At 65.1% G+C, this 20,365-nt stretch carries 17 protein-coding genes; 12 read left to right on the top strand and 5 right to left on the bottom strand.

What is annotated here, in order from left to right:
• The first annotated feature begins 87 nt into the window (after positions 1-87).
• Positions 88-978: a 1-aminocyclopropane-1-carboxylate deaminase/D-cysteine desulfhydrase gene (locus IMX18_RS16705; protein WP_015269444.1), complete on the top strand. Its 891-nt coding sequence runs from the start codon at positions 88-90 to the stop codon at positions 976-978.
• Here IMX18_RS16705 and IMX18_RS16700 read toward each other — a convergent pair.
• Positions 969-1,514 carry a cytochrome b gene (locus IMX18_RS16700; RefSeq protein ID WP_003260150.1) on the bottom strand — a complete coding sequence of 182 codons (546 nt, stop codon included), beginning with the start codon at positions 1,512-1,514 and terminating at the stop codon, positions 969-971. The genes IMX18_RS16705 and IMX18_RS16700 overlap by 10 nt on opposite strands.
• Before the next feature lie 162 nt (positions 1,515-1,676).
• Positions 1,677-2,609 (bottom strand): DUF1853 family protein, encoded by a 933-nt coding sequence (locus tag IMX18_RS16695; RefSeq protein WP_043935444.1) that lies wholly within the window; start codon positions 2,607-2,609, stop codon positions 1,677-1,679.
• 88 nt (positions 2,610-2,697) lie between these two features.
• Between IMX18_RS16695 and IMX18_RS16690 the strand changes: the two genes are divergently transcribed.
• The 11 genes from IMX18_RS16690 to IMX18_RS16640 all read left to right on the top strand — a co-directional run bounded on the left by IMX18_RS16690 (position 2,698) and on the right by IMX18_RS16640 (position 14,735).
• Positions 2,698-3,588 carry an NAD(+) kinase gene (locus IMX18_RS16690; protein ID WP_013971624.1) on the top strand — a complete coding sequence of 297 codons (891 nt, stop codon included), beginning with the start codon at positions 2,698-2,700 and terminating at the stop codon, positions 3,586-3,588.
• Positions 3,588-4,559, top strand: coding sequence for a metallophosphoesterase (locus tag IMX18_RS16685; RefSeq protein ID WP_217190289.1), 972 nt, complete (start codon positions 3,588-3,590; stop codon positions 4,557-4,559). The genes IMX18_RS16690 and IMX18_RS16685 overlap by 1 nt, the downstream gene beginning before the upstream one ends.
• Entirely contained in the window at positions 4,556-5,434 is an 879-nt protein-coding gene (locus IMX18_RS16680; RefSeq protein ID WP_137138025.1) for a rhomboid family intramembrane serine protease, read from the top strand. Before IMX18_RS16685 ends, IMX18_RS16680 begins: the two co-directional genes overlap by 4 nt.
• 13 nt (positions 5,435-5,447) lie before the next feature.
• Positions 5,448-5,708, top strand: a complete 261-nt coding sequence (locus IMX18_RS16675) for a YeaC family protein (RefSeq protein ID WP_003260154.1) — start codon at positions 5,448-5,450, stop codon at positions 5,706-5,708.
• A complete protein-coding gene (locus IMX18_RS16670; RefSeq protein ID WP_015269447.1) occupies positions 5,705-6,535 on the top strand; it encodes a DUF2797 domain-containing protein in 831 nt (276 codons plus the stop codon). The genes IMX18_RS16675 and IMX18_RS16670 overlap by 4 nt, the downstream gene beginning before the upstream one ends.
• Before the next feature lie 13 nt (positions 6,536-6,548).
• A complete protein-coding gene (pepN, locus tag IMX18_RS16665; protein WP_217190288.1) occupies positions 6,549-9,206 on the top strand; it encodes an aminopeptidase N in 2,658 nt (885 codons plus the stop codon).
• 289 nt (positions 9,207-9,495) lie between these two features.
• The gene (locus IMX18_RS16660) at positions 9,496-10,515 is read left to right on the top strand and encodes a WD40/YVTN/BNR-like repeat-containing protein (RefSeq protein ID WP_015269449.1); all 1,020 of its coding nucleotides are present in this window, start codon (positions 9,496-9,498) and stop codon (positions 10,513-10,515) included.
• Positions 10,516-10,535: 20 nt separating this feature from the next.
• Complete coding sequence (locus IMX18_RS16655) at positions 10,536-12,911, top strand: efflux RND transporter permease subunit (protein WP_217190338.1); 2,376 nt, start codon at positions 10,536-10,538, stop codon at positions 12,909-12,911.
• Between the two features lie 135 nt (positions 12,912-13,046).
• Positions 13,047-13,337: a DUF5629 family protein gene (locus IMX18_RS16650; protein ID WP_015269450.1), complete on the top strand. Its 291-nt coding sequence runs from the start codon at positions 13,047-13,049 to the stop codon at positions 13,335-13,337.
• Positions 13,303-14,433 carry a lactonase family protein gene (locus tag IMX18_RS16645; protein WP_224765876.1) on the top strand — a complete coding sequence of 377 codons (1,131 nt, stop codon included), beginning with the start codon at positions 13,303-13,305 and terminating at the stop codon, positions 14,431-14,433. The genes IMX18_RS16650 and IMX18_RS16645 overlap by 35 nt, the downstream gene beginning before the upstream one ends.
• A gap of 122 nt (positions 14,434-14,555) precedes the next feature.
• A complete protein-coding gene (locus tag IMX18_RS16640; protein ID WP_012271225.1) occupies positions 14,556-14,735 on the top strand; it encodes a hypothetical protein in 180 nt (59 codons plus the stop codon).
• Positions 14,736-14,856: 121 nt separating this feature from the next.
• Here the strand turns inward: IMX18_RS16640 and IMX18_RS16635 are convergent, their stop codons facing one another.
• The 3 genes from IMX18_RS16635 to IMX18_RS16625 are packed head-to-tail and all read right to left on the bottom strand — an operon-like array spanning position 14,857 to position 20,326.
• Positions 14,857-15,450 carry a glutathione S-transferase gene (locus IMX18_RS16635; RefSeq protein WP_047932973.1) on the bottom strand — a complete coding sequence of 198 codons (594 nt, stop codon included), beginning with the start codon at positions 15,448-15,450 and terminating at the stop codon, positions 14,857-14,859.
• Entirely contained in the window at positions 15,447-19,091 is a 3,645-nt protein-coding gene (locus IMX18_RS16630) for an AAA family ATPase (RefSeq protein ID WP_217190287.1), read from the bottom strand. The genes IMX18_RS16635 and IMX18_RS16630 overlap by 4 nt, the downstream gene beginning before the upstream one ends.
• Entirely contained in the window at positions 19,088-20,326 is a 1,239-nt protein-coding gene (locus tag IMX18_RS16625; protein ID WP_013971635.1) for an exonuclease SbcCD subunit D C-terminal domain-containing protein, read from the bottom strand. The genes IMX18_RS16630 and IMX18_RS16625 overlap by 4 nt, the downstream gene beginning before the upstream one ends.
• Positions 20,327-20,365: the final 39 nt, after the last annotated feature.

The raw sequence follows: 20,365 nt of genomic DNA, 5'->3' as shown, positions 1-20,365 counted from the left end.
TGAGGTTGGCGCTGTACCCGTGGGAGCCCGGCTTGCCGGCGATGGGCTGCAAAGCAGCCCCCAGGCCTTCACTGGTAAACTCGCGCGATGCAATTTGACCTCCCCCAACCCCCCTTGCAGCCCCTGATCCTGCCCTGGCTCCAACAAGCCCAGGTAGAAGCCGCCATCCTGCGCCTGGACCTGATCGATCCGCTGATCAGCGGCAACAAATGGTTCAAGCTACGCCATCACCTGCAACAGGCCAGCGCCAGCAACGCCTCGGGCCTGATCAGCCTCGGCGGCAACCATTCCAATCACCTGCACGCCCTGGCCGCTGCCGGCAAGCGCTTCGGCTTCGCCACCGCCGGCCTGCTGCGTGGTCACGCCCAGGACACGCCAACCGTGCGTGACCTGCAGGCGCTGGGTATGGAACTGCACTGGCTGGGCTATGGCGGCTACCGCGCACGAAACCAAGCGGGTTTCTGGGACCCTTGGCAGGCACGCTATCCGGGTTGGCACTGCATCCCCGAAGGGGGAGGCGGGCTTGCCGGTGCACAGGGCTGCGCGCTGATCATGCAGCAGGCACGGGCGCAGATCGCGGCACTGGGCTGGTCGGGCTACGACGCCTGGTGGCTGGCTGCCGGAACGGGGACTACCCTGGCCGGTCTGGTAATGGCCGAGGCGGGCGCACATGTGGTGCATGGTGCATTGGCGGTACCCAGGGACCATGGCGTGCCGGAGGCGGTAGCAGCACTGGCCGGCGCGCATGGCTACAAGCTGCACGACGCCTGCCGTGGCGGTTTCGGCAAATTCGACGCTGATCTGCTGGCGTTCATCGCTGATTGCGAGCGGCACACCGGCGTGCCGCTCGAAGCCCTCTACACAGGCAAGGCCCTGCTGGCCCTGCGTGAGCAGGTCGAGGCCGGGCTGTTCGCGCCCGGCACCCGCCTGATCGTGGTGCACACCGGCGGCCTGCAGGGCCGGCGCGGTTACTTGTAGGGCAGCATGCGCAGCAGCGTGTTGTCGCGCTGCACATAGTGGTGATAGAGCCCGGCCAGCGCGTGCAGGCCGATCAGCCAGTAGCCCCAGCTGCCGATGCGTTCATGCCAGCCTTTGATGAACTTGGCCTGATCCGGGTTCGGGCCGATCAGGTGCGGCAGCTCCAGGCCGAAGAACGGCACTGGTTTGTCGGCGGCGCTGAGGATCAGCCAGCCGGCCAGCGGCAGGATGATCATCAGCAGGTACAACGCCAGGTGCATCAGGTGCGCGAGGCCGGTCTGCCAGGCCGCAGGCTTGGGCACGATGGGTGGGGTCGGGCGGCTCAGGCGGATGGCCAGGCGCAACCAGACCAGCACGAACACGCTGAGCCCGAGCATGAAGTGCAGGTCCTTCATCAGGTTGCGTTCGACGCTGTCCTTGGGGAACAGGCCACGCAGTTCGATTAGGGCGTAGACAGCGGCCAGCAGCACCAGCATCAGCCAGTGCAGGGCAATGGACAGGCGCGCGTAATGGGTCGCGGGGGTGGATGAAACCATGATCGGTCCTCGTCATCAGGTCGGAATGGCGCTCTTGCCGGCGCTCAGGAAGTACTGTAATGGCTGCGGGGGAACAAATCTTTGCGCCAGGTCTGTGAAAATTGTGTTGTCTGCACCGGCCTCTTCGCGGGCAAGCCCGCGAAAGGGCCGGTACAGCTGGCATCATGCCTCGGGTGTAGATGGCCAACTGTCAGCCACCAGAAACACCCGCTCGGCCTCCTGCCACGCCCCGTCAGCCTCTTGCTCCAACCTCACCAGCAACTGCGCCGGAGCCTGCCGTTCCAGCACATGCAGCCACGCCGCAAACTGCTCCACCGCCCAGCACTCATGCGCCTCGACCCGCGCCGGCGCCAGCCAGGCATGCCGTTGCAGCGGCTGCCATTGCTCACCTTCGCCCATGACCCAGTCCCGCCGCCGCAGCCAGCGCCCGCGCAAGTGCTGCGGGTTGGCGCCCTGTGGTGGCTGCGCATGCCCGGGCCACGGGTAGAACAGATAGCCACCCAGCCACACATGCGCCTGCACCTGCTCCACCCCCAGCCGGGCCAGCACCTCGCGGCTGTGCGCCCCCGCCGACATGGGCAACTGGTGCCGTGCCAGGTGCGCCAGTTTGCTTCCCAGTCGGTCATGGCAGCCTGGCCCTAGCCAGGTGTCGGGGTCGTGCCCGGGGTGTTCCGGACCCAGGTACAGCTTGATGGCCAGTTCCAGGTGGTGCACACCATCGCGGTCGCGCAGCACCACATCCAGCTCGCCCAGGGTGCGCCCGCCTTCGCGAATCGCCAGGTTGGCTGCCAGCAGTTCGATGCCCGGGGCCTGGCCCAGGGCGAATTGCCACAGCCGTTCGTAGTAGTGCCCCAGGCGCCGGCTGCCTAGCTGCGCCAGCCAGTCGCGCAGTGGGCGATCATCGTCATCCAGCGCCCGCAGCCAGTCTGCCAGGCGCTGTGGCTGGTCCGCCCACAGGCTACCCGCCAGCGGGTGGCGCTGGGGGCAGGGCGGGGCGCTGAGCAACGGGGGCGACAGCAGGGCCCAGGCCAGGTCGCGCACGTTGGGGCGGCGTAGCTGCCGGGGCAGGTCGTGGAGCAGGGCGAATGGCATCATCCTGCGAGCATAGCCGGTTTGCCGCTACCCGGTGGTTTCGCCCATAATCGCGGCATAGTCACCCGCCGCAGAGCCTCGCAGGAGCCCCATGGAGCAATTTCGCAATATCGGTATCATTGGCCGCCTTGGCAGCTCCCAGGTGCTCGACACCATTCGCCGACTGAAAAAATTTCTTATCGAGCGCCACCTGCACGTGATCCTCGAGGACACCATCGCCGAAGTGTTGCCTGGCCATGGCCTGCAAACCTCCACCCGCAAGCTGCTGGGTGAGGTCTGTGACCTGGTCATCGTGGTCGGCGGCGACGGCAGCCTGCTGGGCGCCGCCCGCGCCCTGGCCCGGCACAACATTCCGGTGCTGGGCATCAACCGTGGCAACCTGGGCTTCCTCACCGACATCCGCCCCGACGAGCTGGAAGAGAAGGTCGCCGAAGTGCTCGACGGCCACTACCTGGTGGAAAACCGCTTCCTGCTGCAGGCCGAGGTACGCCGCCACAACGAAGCCATCGGCCAGGGTGATGCGCTGAACGATGTGGTGCTGCACCCGGGCAAGTCCACGCGCATGATCGAGTTCGAGATCTACATCGATGGCCAGTTCGTCTGCAGCCAGAAGGCCGACGGCCTGATCGTCGCCACCCCCACCGGCTCCACCGCCTACGCGCTGTCGGCCGGCGGCCCGATCATGCACCCCAAGCTCGATGCCATCGTCATCGTGCCGATGTACCCGCACACCCTGTCAGGCCGGCCGATCGTGGTCGACGGCAACAGCGAACTGAAGATCGTGGTGTCCAAGGACCTGCAGATCTACCCGCAGGTATCCTGTGACGGCCAGAACCACTTCACCTGTGCCCCTGGCGACACCATCACGGTGAGCAAGAAACCGCAGAAGCTGCGCCTGATCCACCCGCTGGACCACAATTACTACGAGGTCTGCCGCACCAAGCTCGGCTGGGGCAGCCGGCTGGGAAGCAGGGACGACTGATGCTCGATCCGGCGCGTAGTTTCGACATCATCGGTGACGTGCACGGTTGTGCGCTGACCCTTGAACGCCTGCTCGACGCCCTCGGTTACAAGCGTGTGGCAGGCGTGTGGCGCCACCCGCGGCGCCAGGCGCTGTTCCTTGGCGACATCGTCGACCGCGGGCCACGCATCCGCGAGGCGCTGCACATCGTCCACGACATGGTCGAGGCCGGCCAGGCGTTCTGCATCATGGGCAACCACGAGTACAACGCCCTGGGCTGGGTCACCCCGGCACTGCCTGGCAGCGGCAAGGCCTTTGTGCGCGAGCATACGCCACGCCACGCCCGGCTGATCGACGAAACCCTGACCCAGTTCGCCAACCACCCCGCAGACTGGCACGACTTCGTCAACTGGTTCTACGAATTGCCGCTGTTCGTCGACGCCGGGCGTTTCCGCCTGGTGCATGCCTGCTGGGACCCGCGGCTGATCGAGCCGCTGCGCCAGCAGTACCCCGACGGGCGTATCGACGAGCATTTCATCCAGGCCTCGGCGGTGAACGGCAGCTTTGCCGCCACCGTGTGCAACCGCCTGCTGCGCGGTACCGACATGCGCCTGCCGGACGGCCTGACCCTCACCGGTGGCGACGGCCTGACCCGTGCCTTCTTCCGTACCAAGTTCTGGGAAGAAGACCCGCAAACCTACGGCGACATCGTGTTCCAGCCAGACGCCCTGCCCGCGGAAGTGGCCAGCACCCCGCTCAGTCACAGCCAGAAGAACGCCTTGCTGCGCTATGCCGAAGACGAGCCCATGCTGTTCGTCGGCCATTACTGGCGCAGCGGCCGCCCGGCGCCGATCCGCGCCAACCTGGCCTGCCTGGACTACAGCGCCGTGCTCTACGGCAAGCTGGCAGCCTACCGGCTGGATGATGAAACCCGCATCGACCCGCACAAGTTCGTCTGGGTCGACGTCGACCGCCCACAGGCCAACCAATGAACATTATCGAAGTGATGCGCCTGCCGCTGTCGGTCGACCTCAGCGGCTTCGTTCACCTGCTGCAGCGCCTGCAGGTGCCGCACCGGGTCAGCGAGGAGGGCGATGCCCAGGTGCTGTGGGCCCCCGACACCCTGGCAGCGGACGTCCGCGAACTCTACCAGCGCTACCCCGACGGCAACGCCGACCTGCCGGCCACCACCGATCCTGTGGGAGCGGGCGAGCCCGCGAAAGGGCCCCCCCTGGCAGAACAGGCCAAAGCCTGCAAAGTCACCACTATCACCCTGCTGCTGTGCTTCATCGTCGCCGGCCTCACCGGCCTTGGCGACAATTTCACCACCATCAGCTGGTTCACCTTCCTCGATTTCCGCGTCCAGGGCGACTACCTGTACTTCAACCCGCTGGCGCAAAGCCTGGACCAAGGCCAGTGGTGGCGCCTGGTATCGCCCATGCTGCTGCATTTCGGCGTGCTGCACCTGGCCATGAACAGCCTGTGGTACTGGGAGCTGGGCAAACGCATCGAACTGCGCCAGGGCCCGTGGGCGCTGCTGGGCCTGACCCTGCTGTTCAGCCTGGTGTCCAACCTGGCCCAGCATTACAGCAGCGGGCCGAGCCTGTTCGGCGGCCTGTCCGGCGTGCTGTACGGCCTGCTCGGGCACATCTGGCTGTACCAGTGGCTGGCACCCGACCGTTACTTCAACCTGCCCAAGGGCGTGCTGGTGATGATGCTGATCTGGCTGGTGGTGTGCCTGAGCGGCGTGATCGACACCCTGGGCCTTGGCCAGATCGCCAACGCCGCCCACGTCGGCGGGCTGCTCATCGGATGCCTGACCGGGCTCTTGGGTGGGGCGCTTGCCCGGCGTAAACTGTCGGCTTGAATCAGGAGACACTATGTCCACTTTCGCGCAAATGATCGAAAACATCACCCCGGAAATCTACGAGAGCCTGAAACTGGCCGTGGAAATCGGCAAATGGTCGGATGGCCGCAAGCTCACTGCCGAGCAGAAAGAGCTGTCGCTGCAGGCGGTAATCGCCTGGGAGATGAAAAACCTGCCCGAAGACCAGCGTACCGGCTACATGGGCCCGCAGGAATGCGCCTCGAAGTCCGCGCCGATCGCCAACATTCTGTTCAAGTCGGACTCGGTACATTGATCGAACTCGCTCGTGGCTCGTTGAGCAAGATGGCGGTAAGCCTGCAGGCGCCAGTGGTGCAGTACAGCTTTCGCCTGGATGACACGCAGGTGCCGGTCAACCCGCTGATCGGCCAGCGCCTGCGCCTTGAGTACCTTGGCGCCATTCACTGCAGCCATTGTGGCAAGCGCACCAAGACCAGCTTCAGCCAGGGTTACTGCTACCCGTGCATGACCAAACTGGCCCAGTGCGACGTGTGCATCATGGCCCCGGAAAAGTGCCACTACGACGCCGGCACCTGCCGCGAACCGTCGTGGGGCGAACAGTTCTGCATGACCGACCATGTGGTCTACCTGGCCAACTCGTCGGGGATCAAGGTCGGTATCACCCGCGCCACCCAGCTGCCCACCCGCTGGCTCGACCAGGGCGCCAGCCAGGCCCTGCCGATCGTGCGCGTGGCCACCCGCCAGCAGTCCGGCCTGGTCGAAGACTTGCTGCGCAGCCAGGTGCCGGATCGCACCAACTGGCGCGCCCTGCTCAAGGGCGATGCCGAGGAGCTCGACCTGGTGGCCATTCGTGAACAGGTCTTCGACGCCTGTGCCGATGGCTTGCGCGAGCTGCAGGGGCGTTTCGGCCTGCAGGCGGTTCAGCCGCTGGCCGATGCCGAAGTGGTGCAGATGAAGTACCCGGTCGAGGCCTACCCATCGAAGATCGTCAGCTTCAACCTCGACAAGGACCCGGTAGTGGAAGGCACGCTGCTGGGCATCAAGGGCCAGTACCTGATCTTCGACACCGGTGTGATCAATATTCGCAAGTACACGGCCTACCAGTTGGCCGTACTCCAGTAAAAAGGACCTGCACATGCGTACCGAACAACCGCAAGTGATCTACCTCAAGGATTACCAGGCGCCCGAGTACCTGATCGACGAGACGCACCTGACCTTCGAGCTGTTCGAGGACCATACCCTGGTTCACGCGCAACTGGTCATGCGCCGCAACCCGGCACGCGGTGCCGGCCTGCCGCCACTGGTACTCGATGGCCAGCAGCTTGAGCTGCTGCGCGCCTCGCTGGATGACCAGGAACTCCAGCCGGGCGACTACCAGCTCGACGCCGACAGCCTGACCGTGCAGCCCAAGGCCGAGCGCTTCACCCTCGACACCAGCGTGAAGATCCACCCCGAGAGCAACACCGCGCTGGAAGGCTTGTACAAGTCGGGCAAGATGTTCTGCACCCAGTGCGAGGCCGAAGGCTTCCGCAAGATCACCTACTACCTCGATCGTCCGGATGTGATGAGCACCTTCACCACCACGGTGATCGCCGAGCAGCATCGCTACCCGGTATTGCTGTCGAACGGCAACCCGATCGGCAGCGGGCCGGCAGACGATGGTCGCCACTGGGCGACCTGGGAAGACCCGTTCATGAAGCCGGCCTACCTGTTCGCCCTGGTGGCCGGTGACCTGTGGTGCGTCGAGGACAGCTTCACCCGCCAGTCCGGCCGTGACGTGACCCTGCGCATCTATGTCGAGCCCGAGAACATCGACAAGTGCGACCACGCCATGGTCAGCCTGAAGAAGTCCATGCGCTGGGACGAAGAAGTCTATGGCCGCGAGTACGACCTGGACATCTTCATGATCGTCGCGGTCAACGACTTCAACATGGGCGCCATGGAAAACAAGGGCCTGAACATCTTCAACTCCAGCTGTGTGCTGGCCCGTGCCGAAACCGCCACCGATGCCGCCCACCAGCGCGTCGAAGGCGTGGTTGCCCACGAGTATTTCCACAACTGGTCGGGCAACCGCGTCACCTGCCGTGACTGGTTCCAGCTGTCGCTGAAGGAAGGCTTCACGGTGTTCCGCGATGCCGAGTTCAGCGCCGACATGAACTCGCGCACGGTCAAGCGCATCGAAGACGTGGCCTACCTGCGTACTCACCAGTTCGCCGAAGACGCTGGCCCCATGGCCCACCCTGTGCGCCCGGACAGCTTCATCGAGATCTCCAACTTCTACACCCTGACCGTGTACGAGAAGGGCGCCGAAGTGGTGCGCATGGTTCGTACCCTGCTGGGCGCCGACGGCTTCCGCAAGGGCAGCGACCTGTACTTCGAACGCCACGATGGCCAGGCGGTGACCACCGACGATTTCATCAAGGCCATGGAAGACGCCAACGGCGTCGACTTCACCCAGTTCAAGCGCTGGTACAACCAGGCCGGCACCCCGCGCCTGGAAGTCAGCGAGGCCTATGACGCGGCCGCGCAAACCTACAGCCTGACCTTCCGCCAAAGCTGCCCGCAGACCCCGGACAAGGCCGAAAAGCTGCCGTTCGTGATCCCGGTGGAGCTTGGCCTGCTGGATGCTGCAGGCAACGACCTGCCGCTGCAACTCGCCGGCGAAGATACGGTGCAGGGCACCAGCCGCGTGCTGTCGGTGACCGAGGCCGAGCAGACCTTCACCTTCCAGGGTATCCAGGCCAAGCCGCTGCCGTCGCTGCTGCGTGGTTTCAGCGCACCGGTCAAGCTGAGCTTCCCCTACGACCGTGACCAGCTGATGTTCCTGATGCAGCACGACAGCGACGGCTTCAACCGCTGGGAGGCGGGGCAGCAGTTGTCGGTGCAGGTGCTGCAGGAGCTGATCGGCCAGCATCAGCGCGGCGAAGCACTGAAGCTCGACCAGCGCATGATCACCGCCCTGGGCACCGTGCTCGGCAACGAGTCGCTGGACCCGGCCATGGTTGCCGAAATGCTCTCGCTGCCGGGTGAGGCCTACCTCACCGAAATCAGCCAGGTGGCCGATGTGGACGCCATCCACGCCGCCCGCGAGTTCGCCCGCCAGCAGATCGCCGAGAAGCTGTTCGACGCCCTGTGGGCGCGCTACCAGGCCAACCGCGAAGTGTCGCGCAGCACCGCCTACGTGGCCTCGGCCGAGCATTTCGCTCGCCGCAGCCTGCAGAACATCGCGCTGTCGTACCTGATGCAGAGCGGCAAGCCGCAGGTGCTGCAGGCGACTTTGGAGCAGTTCGAGCACTGTGACAACATGACCGAACGCCTTACCGCCCTGGCCGTGCTGGTCAACTCGCCGTTCGAGGCCGAGCGGGCCAAGGCGCTGGAAGCCTTTGCCGAGCACTTCAAGGACAACCCGCTGGTCATGGACCAGTGGTTCAGCGTGCAGGCGGCCAGTACGCTGCCGGGCGGGCTGGCGCGGGTCAAGGCGCTGATGCAGCACCCGGCGTTCACCCTGAAGAACCCGAACAAGGTACGTGCGTTGATCGGCGCCTTTGCCGGGCAGAACCTGGTCAACTTCCATGCGGCGGATGGCTCGGGCTACCGCTTCCTGGCGGATCTGGTGATCGAGCTGAATGCGCTGAACCCGCAGATCGCTTCGCGGCAACTGGCACCACTGACCCGCTGGCGCAAGTATGACGCTGCGCGTCAGGCCCTGATGAAGGGCGAGCTGGAGCGGATTCTGGCTTCTGGTGAGTTGTCCAGTGATGTGTATGAAGTGGTGAGCAAGAGCCTGGCTTAAGGGCGAAGGGGGCTGCTTTGCAGCCCATCGCCGGCAAGCCAGCTCCCACAGGTACTCTACTGCCGTCAAGGCATGTGCTGTCCCTGTGGGAGCTGGCTTGCCGGCGATGGGCCGCACAGCGGCCCCCGGCTTTTTACAGCCGACAACAAAACATAACACCCCGCCCGTTGTGTTCCCGCAAATATCCCCGCTACGATCCCCTCAAGCTATTGCGGGCCTCTAGATCAGGCTTTTCGCAGTACCTGCAGTGCATTGACCCACCAGACAAGAACACAACAGGGGGACAGTCATGAGGGAACAGAACAGGCGCTTTGCCTGGCCATTGGCAGCCAGCGCGGTACTGGCGCTGGGGCTCGGCGTGTGGGCTGACAACGTGCAAGCCGCTGCCGCCGACGAATATTCCACCGAATCGGCCAAGGCCAGCCAAAGCCTGCTGATCGACGCCACCCATGCCGGCAAGCGCCTGGTGGTGGTGGGCGATCGCGGTCATATCCTGTTCTCCGACGACCAGGGCAGAACCTGGACCCAGGCGCGGGTGCCCACCCGGCAACTGCTGACCGCGGTGTTCTTCCTCGACGACAAGCGCGGCTGGGCCGTCGGCCACGATGCGCTGGTGCTCGCCAGCAGCGATGGTGGTGCCACCTGGAGCAAGCAGTTCGAAGACCTGCCCCGCGAAGCACCCTTGCTCGATGTCGCCTTCCTCGACGCCCGGCACGGCTTTGCCGTAGGTGCCTACGGCGCCTTGCTGGAAACCACCGACGGCGGCCAGCACTGGCAGGACGTGGCCGAGCGCCTGGACAACCCCGACCAGCTGCACCTGAACGGTATCGCCCAGGTGCGTGACGCGGGCCTGTTCATTGTCGGCGAGCAGGGCGGCATGTTCCGCTCAGCCGACAACGGCCAGACCTGGGCCAAGGTTCAAGGCCCCTACGAGGGATCGCTGTTCGGCGTGATCGGCACTGCACAGCCGCGCACATTGCTGGCCTACGGCCTGCGCGGCAACCTGTTCCGCTCCACCGATTTCGGTGACAGCTGGCAACCGATCGAGCTCAAGGCCGCACGTGGCACCCTCGAATTCGGCCTGGCAGGCGCTACGCTTGTCGAGGACGGTAGCCTGGTGCTGGTCGGCAATGGCGGCAGCGTGCTGCGCAGTACCGATGACGGCCAGACCTTCAGTGTCTACAACCGCGCCGACCGCATTGCCCTGGCCGGCGTCAGCGGCCTGGCCGATGGCGGCCTGCTGCTGGTAGGGCAGGGTGGCGTGCACCTGGCTGACCCGCAGGGTGCTGACCAGGAGGTGCGTCCATGACCAGCAGGGAGAGCATCACTATGCACCCGCATCACCAGGACAAGGCCACGTTGCTCGAACGCCTGATCTTCAACAATCGTCCCGTGGTCATCGCCCTGTGCGTGCTGGTCAGTATCTTCCTGTTCTGGCAGGCCACGCAGATTCGCCCGTCCACCAGCTTCGAGAAGATGATCCCGCTGCAGCATCCGTTCATCGAGCAGATGATGGAGCACCGCAACGACCTGGCCAACCTCGGCAACACCGTGCGCATCTCGGTGGAAGCGGTGAATGGCGACATCTTCGACAAGGACTACATGGAGACCCTGCGGCAGATCCATGACGAGGTGTTCTACATCCCGGGCGTCGACCGTGCCGGGTTGAAGTCGCTGTGGAGCCCCAGCGTGCGCTGGAGCGAGGTCACCGAGGAAGGCTTCTCGGGTGGCGAGGTGATTCCCAACACCTACAACGGCTCGCAGGACAGCCTCGACACCCTGCGCGACAACGTGCTCAAGTCGGGCCAGGTGGGGCGACTGGTGGGCAACAACTTCAGGTCCAGCATCGTCGATGTGCCACTGCTGGAGAGCTACCCCGACCCGCAGGACCCGGGCAAGCAGGTGAAGCTGGACTACCAGCAGTTCTCGCACCAGCTTGAAGAAAAGATCCGTGACAAGTTCCAGGCGCAGAACCCCAACGTGAAGGTGCACATCGTCGGCTTCGCCAAGAAGGTCGGCGACCTGATCGACGGCCTGGTGATGGTGGCGATGTTCTTCGGCGTCGCCCTGGCCATCACCTGGGTGCTGCTGTACTGGTTCACCTGGTGCATCCGCAGCACCATCGCCGTGCTCATCACCACCCTGGTGGCAGTGGTCTGGCAGCTGGGCCTGATGCATGCGGTGGGCTTTGGCCTGGACCCGTACTCGATGCTGGTGCCGTTCCTGATCTTCGCCATCGGCATTTCCCACGGGGTGCAGAAGATCAACGGTATCGCCCTGCAGTCGAGTGATGCCGACAACGCCCTGACCGCTGCCCGGCGCACCTTCCGCCAGCTGTTCCTGCCTGGGATGATCGCCATTCTCGCCGACGCCGTGGGCTTCATCACCTTGCTGATCATCGACATCGGCGTGATTCGTGAACTGGCCATCGGTGCTTCCATCGGTGTGGCGGTGATCGTGTTCACCAACCTCATCCTGCTGCCGGTAGCCATCTCCTACGTCGGCATCAGCAAGAAGGCCGTCGAGCGCAGCAAGCAGGACGCCACCCGCGAGCACCCGTTCTGGCGCCTGTTGTCGAACTTCGCCAGTGCCAAGGTGGCGCCTGTATCGGTGGCCCTGGCGCTGGTCGCCTTCGCCGGTGGCCTGTGGTACAGCCAGAACCTGAAGATCGGCGACCTCGACCAGGGCGCACCGGAGCTGCGCCCCGATTCGCGCTACAACCAGGACAACAACTTCATCATCAGTAACTACTCGACCAGTTCCGACGTGCTGGTGATCATGGTCAAGACCCCGCCGGAAAGCTGCTCGATCCACTCGACCATGGCGCCGATCGACGAGCTGATGTGGACCATGCAGAACACCCCGGGCGTGCAGTCGGCAATTTCCCTCGTGACCGTGTCCAAGCAGGTGATCAAGGGCATGAACGAGGGCAGCCTGAAATGGGAAACCCTGTCGCGCAACCCGGACATCCTCAACAACTCCATCGCCCGCGCCGATGGCCTGTACAACGGCGACTGCTCGCTGGCACCGGTGCTGGTGTTCCTCAACGACCACAAGGCCGAAACCCTGGAGCGGGTCACCGCCGTGGCCAAGGCGTTTGCCGACAGCCACAACAAGGAAGGCCTGCAGTTCCTGCTGGCGGCGGGCAACGCCGGGATCGAAGCGGCGACCAACGAGGTGATCAAGTCGGCCGAGCTGACCATCCTGATCCTGGTGTACATCTGCGTGGCGGTGATGTGCCTGATTACCTTCCGCTCGTTCGCCGCCACCCTGTGCATCGTCCTGCCGCTGGTGCTGACTTCGGTGCTGGGCAACGCGCTGATGGCCTACATGGGCATCGGGGTCAAGGTGGCGACCTTGCCGGTGGTGGCGCTGGGTGTGGGCATTGGCGTGGACTATGGCATCTACATCTACAGCCGGCTGGAGAGCTTCCTGCGCGCCGGGTTGCCGTTGCAGGAGGCGTATTACGAGACCCTGCGCTCGACCGGCAAGGCAGTGCTGTTCACCGGCTTGTGCCTGGCCATCGGCGTGTGCACCTGGATCTTCTCGGCGATCAAGTTCCAGGCGGACATGGGGTTGATGCTGACCTTCATGCTGCTGTGGAACATGTTCGGTGCGCTGTGGCTGCTGCCGGCGCTGGCAAGGTTCCTGATCAAGCCTGAGAAGATGGTGGGCAAGGAGGGGGGCTCCATTTTCGCTCATTGACCGCAGGGAGCCGCTCCTGCAGGGGAACGCGTATCGGCAGGCTGATGCGATCCCTGTAGGAGCGGCCTTGTGTCGCGATGGGCTGCAAAGCAGCCCCAGGGCTATAATGCCGACTCATTTCAGATTGGTACCCCCATGTCCCCCCTCGCCACCGCCCTGCAGTCCTGCGACATGCTCCTGATCGACGGCCTGCACGCCTTCGACTTCACCTCCGATGAATCCGGCCTCACCATCGAATGCATGGACGGCCGCCAGCTCCGCCGCTGGTCCTTCACCCCCGAGCAGATCACAGCTGCCATCGCCGTGGGTGACGAGTGGCAACTCGACGATGCCGACGGCGCGCATCGACTAGTCTGTATGAGTGCCTTTCGCGCCCCGGATGATGACGAAGATGAATCGGATCTGGACGAGCCTGCTGACCGCTAGCCTGATGAGCCTGACCATCCATGCCCACGCCGCCACCTTGCTGGTGGGCAGTTACACCGATGGCGCCAGCGAGGGCATCTACCGCTACGGGTTCGACGAAAAGACCGGTCATATCGACCCGTCGCCGCAGCAGGTGGTGGAGAGTGTCAGCCCTTCATGGCTGGTGCTGTCGGCCGATCAACGCCAACTGTTCGCGGTCAACGAAACCCCGAACGGCAATGTCAGCAGTTTCGTCGTCAGTGCAAAAGGCGAGATCAAGGCACTCAACCAGGTGACCAGCCAAGGTGACGAACCGACCCACGCCAGCCTCAGCCAGGACCAGCGTTATCTGTTCGTGGCCAACTACGCGGTCAAGCCCGATCCCGGCGGCAGCCTGGTGGTAGTCCCGGTGGCCAAGGACGGCAAGCTCAAGCCGGTGGTGCAACAGGCCCGGCACAAGGCGAGCGGGGTCAACCCCGAGCGCCAGGCTGGCGCCCATGTGCATTCGCTGGTGCTGTCACCGGACGGCCGCCACCTGTATGCCAGCGACCTGGGGGCCGACAAGGTGTTCATCTACCGCTACGACGGTGCCAGCGCAGACCACCCGTTGACGCCAGCGATCCCCGCGTCGGTGGACCTGCCGCCGGGCAGCGGGCCGCGCCACCTGTTGTTCGACGCCAAGGGTCGTCACGCCTACCTGACCCTGGAAATGAGTGCCGAAGTGGTGATGTTCGACGTGCAGGAGGGCAACCTGGTCGAACGCCAGCGCCTGCCCCTGACCGAGAGCAAGGAAGCTGCGGCGAAAGCGGCAGGTGGCTTGCACCTGTCGGCAGACGGGCGCTTTCTGTATGTGAGCAACCGCGGCACGGCCAACGAGATCGTGGCGTTCAGCGTGGGCAAGCAGGATGGCCAACTGACGTTCCTGCAGCGCCGTTCGGTGGAGGGGGATCATCCCCGCGAGTTCGCCCTCGATCCGAGTGACAACTTCCTGCTGGTGGCCAACCAGAAGAGCAACCAGATCGTGGTGATACGCCGCGATCCGCGCAGCGGCAAGTTGTTGGAGACGGTGCAGAAGCTGAAGCAGGAGGCACCGTCGGACCTGAAGTTCATCGAGTGATATCGATCGGCGTGATAATCGATACTGCCGCAATGAATTTTTGCCTGCGGCTTCGGCGGCGTAAGTTTGACCCAAGGCCCAAACGGGCCAACGTCAAACCACCGCCGTCGAGGTCAGCCCAGATGAACTTCAATCTCTTCCCGGTCATTGCCGCATCCGCCATTTCCGCTTCGGTCGTATTGCCGGCGCATGCCCATGCCGACAGCAGCGGCAAGGCGTCTGCTACCCATAGCTACACCGAACAGTACCTGCGCCAGAGTGCCAACTTCCATGCGGCATTGAGTGGCAAACACAACCACTGAATCCTGTACTGGCCCTATCGCCGGCAAGCCAGCTCCCACAGGGGTTGAGCAGGCCTCAGGTCCAGCGCCGTACCTGTGGGAGCTGGCTTGCCGGCGATAGGGCCAGTACAGGAAACAGCGTTCATTTGGCCATGACTGACCTGAACAGCTCCGAAGCCAACCACCCCTCCAGCCAGCTCCGCACCCGCGGATAAGCCGCCTCGGCGAACCACTGCGGTTCGACCCCGGCAAACTGGCGCATCAGGGGCAGCAACGCGGCATCGGCAATGCTCGGGTGCGTGGCCAGCAAGTAGGGCCTGCCCGCCAGCAGGCCTTCGAGCTCCGCCAGCCAGGCCTCGGCCTGCTGGCGGTAATGCTCGCGGGTATGCTCGGGGTAGCGCTCGGCATACTTGTACAGGTTCACCTGCGCCTTGAACGTGCTGTCGTTGCGCGCAATCAGTGTTTCAGCCTGCTGCGCCGCCGCAGGGTCGGCCTGCAGCCGCCAGTCCTGCGGGTCGTTTTGCGCCAGCGCCCAGCGCATGATGTCCAGGCTTTCTTCGAGCACGCCGGCGCCGGTATCCAGTACCGGCACCGTGCCCTTGGGTGACAGGGCCAGCAGTTCTGCCGGCTTGTTCTTCATCGCTACCTCGCGAATCTCCACCTCGCACCCCGCATAGCGCAGGGCCAGGCGCGCGCGCATGGCCCAGGGGCAGCGGCGGAACGAGTAGAGGATCACCCGCACACCTCCACGTCACTCAGGCCATTGCCTTGGCGGCGCACCTGGATCTGCACCGGGATGCGTTCGTGCATTTCCTGCACGTGGGAAATCACCGCCACCTTGCGGCCCTGGGCCTGCAAGCCGTCGAGGGCGTCCATGGCCAGTTGCAGCGACTCGGGGTCGAGGCTGCCGAAGCCTTCGTCGATGAACAGCGATTCGATGCGCAGCGTGCTGGAGGCCATCGAGGCCAGGCCCAGGGCCAGGGCCAGCGACACCAGGAAGGTTTCCCCGCCAGACAGCGAGTGCACCGAACGCAGTTCGTCACCCATCTCGGTGTCCAGCACCAGCAGGCCGAGGGCGCTGCCGCCGCGCTTGAGGCGGTAACGGCGGGCCAGCTGGCGCAGCTGGGCGTTGGCGTGGTGCAGCAGCAGGTCGAGGTTGTAGCCCTGGGCGATCTTGCGGAACACATCGCCCGAGGCCGAGCCGATCAGGGCGTTCAGGCGAGCCCAGCGTTGCCACTGCTGGTGGGCCTGTTCGATTTCCGCCGCCAGCGCCTGGTGCGCCTGTTGGCGACGCTGGTCATCGGCCTGCTGTGCACGCAGTTCGGCGCATTGCTGCTCATGGCCGGCCAGGCGTTCGCGCAGTTCGGTCAGGGCCTGTTCCAGGGCGTCGGCCGAGGTGTCCACAGTCATTTGCGCGGCATGTTGCTGCAGGCGTTGTTCACGTTCTTGCAGCAGCACGCGGCCCTGTTCGATGGCCTTTTCGGCGCCTTGCAGGCGCTGGCGCAGCTCATTTACCTGCGCGTCCTCCATGCCCAGCAGGCGATCCAGGCCGGCGTCGTCCAGTTCCGGGTGTTCTGCGCGCCACTGGGCGATCTGGCCCTGCAACTGCTGGCACTCGGCGTCCAGCGCCTGCTGCTGCTGGGTGTTGGCCTTGAGTTCGCTGGCCAGTTGCACGCCTTGGGTACGCAAGTCCTGCAGGCGCTGGGCAGTGTCGGCATCGAGGGCGCGGGCCTGCTCCAGCGCGGCGTCCATATGCTGTTGCCAGGCCTCGGCGCTTGCATGCCCGCCAAGCAGTTCGCCAAGCGAAGCCTGGGCCTGTTGGCGCTGCTCGTCGAGGGCGGCAAGTTTCTGCTGCAACTGCTGCTGGGTCTGCACGCGTGCCTGTTGCTGGTCGCGCAGCTTGTCCAGCTGGGCCTGGCGGGCTTGCTGTTCTTCCTGTTCGTCCTTGCGCTGCTCCAGTTGCTGCAGGCGCAGGGCGATCTGCTGGTCCAGGGCGAGGAAGGCATTGGCCGGGTCGTCGTTCAAGGCCTTGAGGGCTTCTTCGGGCAACACGCCGGCAAGGTCCTCAAGGCCTTGCTGCAACTGCTGCTCGTCGCTGACCAGGGCCTGGTGCTGTTGCTCCAGGTGGCGCTGGGCCTGCTGTTGCGCCTGCTGGGCGGCCTGCAATTGCTGGTTGAGACGGGCTGCATCTTTTTGCAGGGCGAGCAGGGCGCTCTGGCGTTTCTCGTCCTGGCCGATTTCTTCGTCCAGGCGTCGCAGCTGGCTGTCGAGCCAGGCACTGCGGGCATTGTCGTCCTGCGGTGCCAGGGCGGGCCACAGGCTGTGCGCCTGCACCTGGGCCACCAGCGGTTGTAGCTGTTCGCCCAGTTGCTGCTGTTGCTGCTGATAATCCTTGAGCTGGGCGTTGACCACGCCCAGCTGGGTGCGCAGCTCCACCAGCTTGCTGTTGAGGGTTTCGACCTGCTTCTGCGCGGCGTCTTCCTCGGCCTGGTCATGGCGACCCAGGCTTTGCAGCAGCGCTTCAGGCTGGTGGAACGGGTGCTCGGCGCTGCCGCACACCGGGCAGGGTTCGCCGTCGCGCAACTGGCCGCGCAACTCTTCGACGCTGGTGTTACGTGCCAGGCGCTGGCGTTCCAGCAACTGGCGGGTGAGGTTGAGCGCTTGCTCGGCGGCCTCCAGCTCGGCCTTGGCGGCGGTGCCTTCGGTAATCAGCTGCTGGCGCTGCTGCATGGCCTGCTGCTGACGCACGCGCACGGCCTCCAGCTGCTGACGCAGTTCCAGTTCACGGCCATGCAGGCGTGACAGTTCTTCCACGGCGCGCTGCTGCTTGCGGTTGTCCTGCAGCATGCCACCCAGCAGGTCGATCTGTTCTGCCAGGGCCTGGGGTTCGGCCTTGGCTTCGCGGAACAGCAGCTCGAAGGCATCGCGCTCGGCCTGCAAGTGCGCATTGGCCTGGCTGGCCTGGGCCTGTAGGCCAGGCAGCTCTTCACGGCCCTTGGCCAGGCGGCCACCGATCAGCATCACTTGCTTCAGTTGCGGCAGGTAGGCGTGCCAGGCGTTGGCCAGGCCCGCCAGGTGCTGGCTGTCGGCGAGCGCGGTGTCGATCTGCGCCAGTTGCTGCAGGCTGCGCTGCTGGTTGTCTTCCAGCTGCTGCAGGTGCTGCTGGCCTTCGGCGACCTGCTGCTCGGCCTGCTGGCTGGCACTGCGCTGTGCTGCCAGCTCCTGGTCCAGGCGGGCCAGGTTGTCCTGGGCGGCAAAGGCCTGGCGCAGGCGAGGGGCGTTCTCGCTGTGTTGGGCCTGGCTGACGGCAAGCGCCTGGCGCGCGGCGTCCAGCGCCTGTTCGAGCTCGCCGGTGCGCACTTGCAGCTCCGCTTGCTGCTGCTGTTGCTCGGCGATCTTCGCTGCCAGCGGTGCCAGTTGCGCAGTCAGTGTCTGATGGCGGTGGAACTGGTGACGCTGCGGGGCCAGACGCTCCAGGCGCACGAGGTCCAGGCGCTGGTCAGCCAGTTGTTGCCAGTCCTGTTCGGCGGCCTGCAGCGCGGTACCGGCTTCGGCGTGCTGGGCCTGCAGCTGGCGCTGCTCGTTCAGCCAGTTGCGTTGCTGTTCCAGCTGGCGCTCGCCGGCCTGGTCGGCCTTGAATTGCTGCTGCGCCTGTTCCAGGCGCTGGTCGAGCTCGGCGCGGGCTTCGGTGGCCATCGGCAGCAGGTGGCTGGCACGGTCCTTCAGGGCATTGTGGGCCTCGCCGGCTTCGCGTGCCTTGCTGAAGGCCCGCTGGCCCAGGCGGGTGTAGATGGCGGTGTTGGTGAGCTTTTCCAGCAGCTCGCTGCGTTCTTTGTCGTCGGCCTTGAGGAAGGCGCCGAATTCGCTCTGGGCCAGCATCACCGCGCGGGTGAACTGTTCGAAGTTCAGGCCCAGGCGGGCTTCGACCAGTTGTTTGTACTCGTTCTTACCGCTGCCCAGTACCTGCTCGCTGTCCAGGTCGTAGAAGCTCTGGCGGCTGTGCTGCAGCTTGCCGTTGGCCTTGTCGCGGGCGCGGTTGGCTTCCCAGCGGGCGCGGTAGCGGCGACCATCGATGCCGACGAAATCGACTTCGGCAAAGCCGCTGCCGGTGCCGCGGCGCAGCAGGTTGCGCGGGTCGGAGGTAGGGATTTCACCGTCTGCATCCGGCACCTTGGCCTCGCGGCCAATGTCGTTCAGCCGTGGCACGGTGCCGAACAACGCCAGGCACAGGGCGTCGAGCAGGGTACTTTTGCCCGCCCCGGTAGGCCCGGTGATGGCGAACAGGCCGGCGCTGGCCAGCGGTTCGGCGGTGAAATCGATATCGACCGGGCCGGCCAGGGATGCCAGGTTCTTCAGGCGGATGGCAAGAATCTTCATGGCTGTTCCTCTTCCTGCTGCACGTCCTGCAACAGCAGGGCGAAGTCGGCCAGCGCCTGTTCGTCGGCGGGGTTGCCATAGGCCTGCTCCCAGGCGCGGCTGAACAGGTCCTGCGGGGTCATCTGGGCCAGTTCGACAAAGGCCAGGTCATCGTCTTCGGCATTGTTGCGGCCGGCGTATTCGGCGCTGATGCGGATCAGGCGCACGGCCTTGCCTTGCAGTGCGGTTTCGATCTGCTGGCGCAGGTCGGGTTGCGGCTCATCCAGTATTACCCGCACCTCCAGCCAGGGCTGGCGGTTGGGGTCTTCGAGCAGGTCGATCACTGGCAGCTCGGCCAACTGCTCCAGCAGTTCGCCCAGTGGTGCCGGGCCGACCCGTTGCAGGGCCACGGCGCGCGGTACCGGGCGCGGTTCGACGCTCACCAGGCCAGTGCCGTCCAGCTCCACTTCCAGCACCTGGTGCGGGTAGTTGATTTCGGCGAACGACAGCGGGATCGGCGAGCCGCTGTAGCGGATGCGTTCTTCGCGGTTGACCTTCTGCGGCTTGTGCAGGTGGCCCAGGGCGACGTAGCTGATGGCCTTGTCGAACAGCTTGGCCGGTAGCGCCTCGGCGTTGCCGATGATCAGGCTGCGTTCGGAGTCCTCCGACACCGCGCCACCGGCCATGTGCGCGTGGCTGATGGCGATCAGCGCCTGGTCCTTCTTGCGCTTCTTTTGCGCGGCGGCGATCAGCTGCTGGTGCACCTGGGTAATGCCTTGCAGGTAGTCGTCACCCAGTTGCGGACCGGTCACTTCGGCCGGGCGCAGGAAGGGCAGGGCCAGGCACCAGGCGGCGACCTTGCCGCGGCCGTTGGTCAGCGGAATCAGCAGGCGCTCGGCGTCCAGCTGGCCCTCGTCCAGCCAGTGCACACGGCCCAGGGCATGGGTGCGCAGGCGGCGCATCAGCGCCGCGGGCAGCTCGATGCGCGAGCCGGAGTCGTGGTTGCCGGCGATCATCACGATGTCCAGCTTCGGCTGTTGCTCGTGGGCCTGGACGATGAAGTCGTAGAGACGTTCCTGGGCTTTGACCGGCGGGTTGACCGTGTCGAAGATATCGCCGGCGATCAGCAGCGCATCCGGCTGGCGCAGGCGCAGCTGGCCGAGCAACCAGTCGAGGAAGCAGGCGTGTTCGAAGTCGCGTTCCTGGCCGTGCAGGCTTTGGCCCAGGTGCCAGTCGGAGGTATGAAACAGACGCATGGATGACCTGTTGGTGTCGAGTCGAGCAAGCGGGGGCTT

The organism is Pseudomonas shirazica (assembly GCF_015168335.1).
Lineage (GTDB): Bacteria > Pseudomonadota > Gammaproteobacteria > Pseudomonadales > Pseudomonadaceae > Aquipseudomonas > Aquipseudomonas asiatica.
The sequence above is the reverse complement of the archived record's forward strand: the minus strand, read 5'-3'. Positions and strand labels throughout refer to the sequence as shown.

Coding starts and splice junctions, on each gene's coding strand:
- IMX18_RS16675 (WP_003260154.1), top strand. CDS start 5,448: ATGTCCACTTTCGCGCAAATGATCGAAAACATCACCCCGGAAATCTAC.
- IMX18_RS16705 (WP_015269444.1), top strand. CDS start 88: ATGCAATTTGACCTCCCCCAACCCCCCTTGCAGCCCCTGATCCTGCCC.
- IMX18_RS16640 (WP_012271225.1), top strand. CDS start 14,556: ATGAACTTCAATCTCTTCCCGGTCATTGCCGCATCCGCCATTTCCGCT.
- IMX18_RS16645 (WP_224765876.1), top strand. CDS start 13,303: ATGAATCGGATCTGGACGAGCCTGCTGACCGCTAGCCTGATGAGCCTG.
- IMX18_RS16690 (WP_013971624.1), top strand. CDS start 2,698: ATGGAGCAATTTCGCAATATCGGTATCATTGGCCGCCTTGGCAGCTCC.
- IMX18_RS16630 (WP_217190287.1), bottom strand. CDS start 19,091: ATGAAGATTCTTGCCATCCGCCTGAAGAACCTGGCATCCCTGGCCGGC.
- IMX18_RS16685 (WP_217190289.1), top strand. CDS start 3,588: ATGCTCGATCCGGCGCGTAGTTTCGACATCATCGGTGACGTGCACGGT.
- IMX18_RS16625 (WP_013971635.1), bottom strand. CDS start 20,326: ATGCGTCTGTTTCATACCTCCGACTGGCACCTGGGCCAAAGCCTGCAC.
- pepN (WP_217190288.1), top strand. CDS start 6,549: ATGCGTACCGAACAACCGCAAGTGATCTACCTCAAGGATTACCAGGCG.
- IMX18_RS16700 (WP_003260150.1), bottom strand. CDS start 1,514: ATGGTTTCATCCACCCCCGCGACCCATTACGCGCGCCTGTCCATTGCC.
- IMX18_RS16655 (WP_217190338.1), top strand. CDS start 10,536: ATGCACCCGCATCACCAGGACAAGGCCACGTTGCTCGAACGCCTGATC.
- IMX18_RS16695 (WP_043935444.1), bottom strand. CDS start 2,609: ATGATGCCATTCGCCCTGCTCCACGACCTGCCCCGGCAGCTACGCCGC.
- IMX18_RS16660 (WP_015269449.1), top strand. CDS start 9,496: ATGAGGGAACAGAACAGGCGCTTTGCCTGGCCATTGGCAGCCAGCGCG.
- IMX18_RS16680 (WP_137138025.1), top strand. CDS start 4,556: ATGAACATTATCGAAGTGATGCGCCTGCCGCTGTCGGTCGACCTCAGC.
- IMX18_RS16650 (WP_015269450.1), top strand. CDS start 13,047: ATGTCCCCCCTCGCCACCGCCCTGCAGTCCTGCGACATGCTCCTGATC.